Annotated in this window: 4 protein-coding genes and 2 pseudogenes; all 6 read left to right on the top strand. The window is 50.9% G+C overall.

Annotated features, from left to right (window positions below; all coding sequences use genetic code 11):
- The first annotated feature begins 17 nt into the window (after nucleotides 1-17).
- Nucleotides 18-1,075 (top strand): annotated as a pseudogene (gene rsxD / locus LH51_RS09375) (electron transport complex subunit RsxD).
- Nucleotide 1,076: 1 nt separating this feature from the next.
- A complete protein-coding gene (locus LH51_RS21410) occupies nucleotides 1,077-1,397 on the top strand; it encodes a hypothetical protein (protein WP_081960762.1) in 321 nt (106 codons plus the stop codon).
- Between the two features lie 8 nt (nucleotides 1,398-1,405).
- Nucleotides 1,406-1,750 (top strand): RnfABCDGE type electron transport complex subunit G, encoded by a 345-nt coding sequence (locus tag LH51_RS21405; protein ID WP_235263641.1) that lies wholly within the window; start codon nucleotides 1,406-1,408, stop codon nucleotides 1,748-1,750.
- Nucleotides 1,740-2,447: an electron transport complex subunit E gene (locus LH51_RS09365; RefSeq protein ID WP_036521817.1), complete on the top strand. Its 708-nt coding sequence runs from the start codon at nucleotides 1,740-1,742 to the stop codon at nucleotides 2,445-2,447. The genes LH51_RS21405 and LH51_RS09365 overlap by 11 nt, the downstream gene beginning before the upstream one ends.
- Before the next feature lie 11 nt (nucleotides 2,448-2,458).
- Nucleotides 2,459-2,818 (top strand): hypothetical protein, encoded by a 360-nt coding sequence (locus tag LH51_RS09360; protein ID WP_144244232.1) that lies wholly within the window; start codon nucleotides 2,459-2,461, stop codon nucleotides 2,816-2,818.
- Nucleotides 2,818-3,206: pseudogene (locus LH51_RS09355) on the top strand (mechanosensitive ion channel protein MscS); the annotation flags it as partial. The gene LH51_RS09360 and the pseudogene LH51_RS09355, both read left to right, overlap by 1 nt.

Genomic DNA, 3,206 nt, shown 5'->3' with positions numbered 1-3,206 from the left:
GCAGGAGAGCAGAACTGATGGCACTGATTCACCTGAGCTCACCACATGTTTCCAAAGCCAACGCCACCGACCGGGTGATGCGTCTGGTACTGCTGGCGACACTCCCTGCATTACTTGCACTAACGGTTTTCTTTGGCTGGGGAAGCCTGATTCAACTACTACTGGCCTGTAGCTGTGCATTGGTGTTTGAGGCTGCTTGTCTGCGACTACGCAAACGCCCATTGGGCTTTTTCCTCAGAGATGGCAGTGCACTGGTCACCGCAGTGCTTCTGGCACTGGCCATTCCGCCTTTTGCACCCTGGTGGATTATTGTCATTGGCGTGTTTACCGCCATCGTGATTGCCAAACACCTATACGGTGGTCTGGGAAATAATCCTTTTAATCCCGCCATGATTGCCTATGCCCTGCTACTGATCTCGTTTCCAGTGGAGATGAGCCAATGGAATGCGCCTTTTGTACTTATTGATAATGACTGGTCCGCCCTGACCCATCTGGGTGAAACCCTGCGGATCATTTTCACCTCAGTGGACCATAGTTTGATCGATAGCTATACCGGCGCAACACCGCTGGAAGTGCTCAAACACCGGGCAGGTATGACCACTGAAGAGGTGTGGCGAAGTTCTGAGGTACTTAGTCAAGGCGTATTCGCCTGGTACAGCATCAGTGCGGCCTGGATGATGGGTGGTATCTTTCTGATCTACCGCAAAGTGATCACCTGGCACGCACCTTTTGCCATGATTGGTACGCTATTCCTGCTTTCTAGCCTTTTCTATGCCGGTGACCCTTCAAACTTTGCTGACCCGTTTGTACATATCGGTGTTGGAGCTACCATGATGGGCGCCTTTTTCATCGCTACTGATCCAGTGTCCTGCGCTTCAAGTAATCGCGGCAAGGTAGTGTTTGGTATCGGTGTTGGGCTGTTTGTTTATGTCATACGCACTTGGGTAATTACCCGGATGCCGTAGCCTTTGCCATTTTGTTGATGAATTTGTCAGCACCGTTCATAGACCACTACACCCAGCCACGCAGTTATGGGCATCGGCGGCCTAAACGTGGTATAGGCGGAGGCCAGTAGCATGCAGGATCTACTCTCCAGTATTCGTCGCAACACCCTGGGCATTGCCATTTTTGCCGCCGTGACCGCTGGTCTGATCGCTATTACCCAAGTAGCAACTCAGGAGCGTATTGCCGCTAACAGAGAAGCCCATCAGGCGCGGGCTCTCTATGAGATTTTGCCGCAGCAACTGGACCCCAACCTGCACTTACAGATTGTGGAAGTGCCTGCACCGGAACTGGGTATGACACAACCTATCCAGGTATTCCAGAGCCTTGTTGATGGCCGTGTTGAAGCGGTGATCCTGCCAGTCACCACCGCAGAGGCTATAGTGGTGATATAAATCTGTTGGTGGGAGTCTGGCGTGATGGTCGCGTGGCGGGTGTCAGAGTCATAGGGCACAGGGAAACACCCGGACTGGGTGATAAAATTGAACTGGATAAATCAGACTGGATCCTGAGTTTTAATGATCAGCGCTGGCTCGGCGAGGAAGACCGCCGCTGGAAGGTGCGCAAAGATGGTGGGCAGTTTGATCAGTTTACCGGTGCAACCATTACGCCGCGTGCTATTGTCAGACAGGTAGCGGCGGTTCTGCGCTACTATGAACAGCGTAAAAATCAAATTTTAACGCCGTTTAATCTACCTCCTGACACTATCGAAAACACCATCGAGCGAGGTGATTCACATGAGTCCTGAGTACAAAAAAATCATCCTGGACGGTCTGTGGCACAACAATCCCGCTCTTGTACAGCTCCTCGGCCTGTGTCCTCTATTGGCTGTTACCGGTAGTGTTGTCAATGCCATAGGCCTGGGCCTGGCGACTACTGTCGTATTGGTAGGGTCTAACCTGACAGTATCCCTGTTTCGCCGCCTGGTACCCGAAGCGGTTCGTTTGCCAATTTTTGTTATGATCATTGCCGCCTTTGTCACCGCTATAGAACTGCTGATGCAGGCACTCACCTACGAACTCTATCTGATTTTGGGCATTTTCATCCCGCTGATCGTCACCAACTGTGCCATTATGGGGCGCGCTGATGCCTTCGCCTCGCGCAATCCAGTGCCAGCCGCTGTAACTGATGGCCTGATGATGGGAGTGGGTTTTACGCTGGTGTTAATGCTGCTGGGCGCTATGCGTGAAGCACTGGGTGCTGGCACCTTGTTCAGTAACATGCATCTGTTATTCGGAGATTTAGCTCGCAGTTGGGAGATTACGCTGATTGAGGACTACCGAGGTTTCCTGTTTGCGGCACTGCCTCCTGGAGCCTTTGTCGGTATGGGATTGCTAATTGCCCTAAAAAATATTATTGATACTAAACTGAAAACACGTGCTGAGCGTAATCAAGTAGAAAATGCAGCACCCGTGTCCACCAAGCGGGTCAGAATTACCGGATAATGCAGGGTTTTATGCTGACATCACAAACTCCACTTATACGTATTTTTTTGGTTTATTTTTTACTGTTAATTGCCGGTTTCACTGCCCCTGTGTTCGCCCAGGAAGCAAGTGATACAACTGATTCGGCAAATAGTCCACCTTCAAGCACATTACTGGCCGACCTGCTGGAAAACCCGGAGACTCGGGATCAGCTTATCAGTGAACTGCGCTCACTTGCTAACCCGGAAAATGCCGAGGCGGCAGAAGCATCGCAGGCTTCCCTGATTCGCCAGATTGCCGACACAACTCAAGCCTTTGCACAGCAGATGACACAACAAATGCTAGAGCCTTTGCAGTCATCACCGAACTGGGGAATAGTGACTGGCAGCTGATGCTGCCCTATGTCCTTAACTTTCTCTACGTCATTATTGCCACGCTGATCAGTTACTATATTTTACGTAAGCTGGCTATGCCACTGTTCCGTTATGCCGATAACCTGGTCAGCACCAGGCCAGGTGCCGCTCGACTGATATCGCGACTGATCATTGTTCTGGGCGCCCTGCTGGTGGATTTACTGACTATCCTGCTGGCCTGGGTTGTGGGTTACAGTATTGCGCTGTTCTTAATTGGCGAGCTGGGTGAAATGAGCACAGTACAATCACTCTTTCTGAATGCCTTCCTGGTTATTGAAGTATTCAAATCATTTGTGCGTTTGTTCTTTTCTGCACGTTATGACGGCTTACGGCTATTACCCTTCTGTGCTGAGACTCGCCAAGCACA

Source organism: Nitrincola sp. A-D6, assembly GCF_000764495.1.
Classification (GTDB): Bacteria; Pseudomonadota; Gammaproteobacteria; order Pseudomonadales; family Balneatricaceae; genus Nitrincola.
The sequence above is the reverse complement of the archived record's forward strand: the minus strand, read 5'-3'. Positions and strand labels throughout refer to the sequence as shown.

Coding starts and splice junctions, on each gene's coding strand:
- LH51_RS21410 (WP_081960762.1), top strand. CDS start 1,077: ATGCAGGATCTACTCTCCAGTATTCGTCGCAACACCCTGGGCATTGCC.
- LH51_RS09365 (WP_036521817.1), top strand. CDS start 1,740: ATGAGTCCTGAGTACAAAAAAATCATCCTGGACGGTCTGTGGCACAAC.
- LH51_RS09360 (WP_144244232.1), top strand. CDS start 2,459: ATGCTGACATCACAAACTCCACTTATACGTATTTTTTTGGTTTATTTT.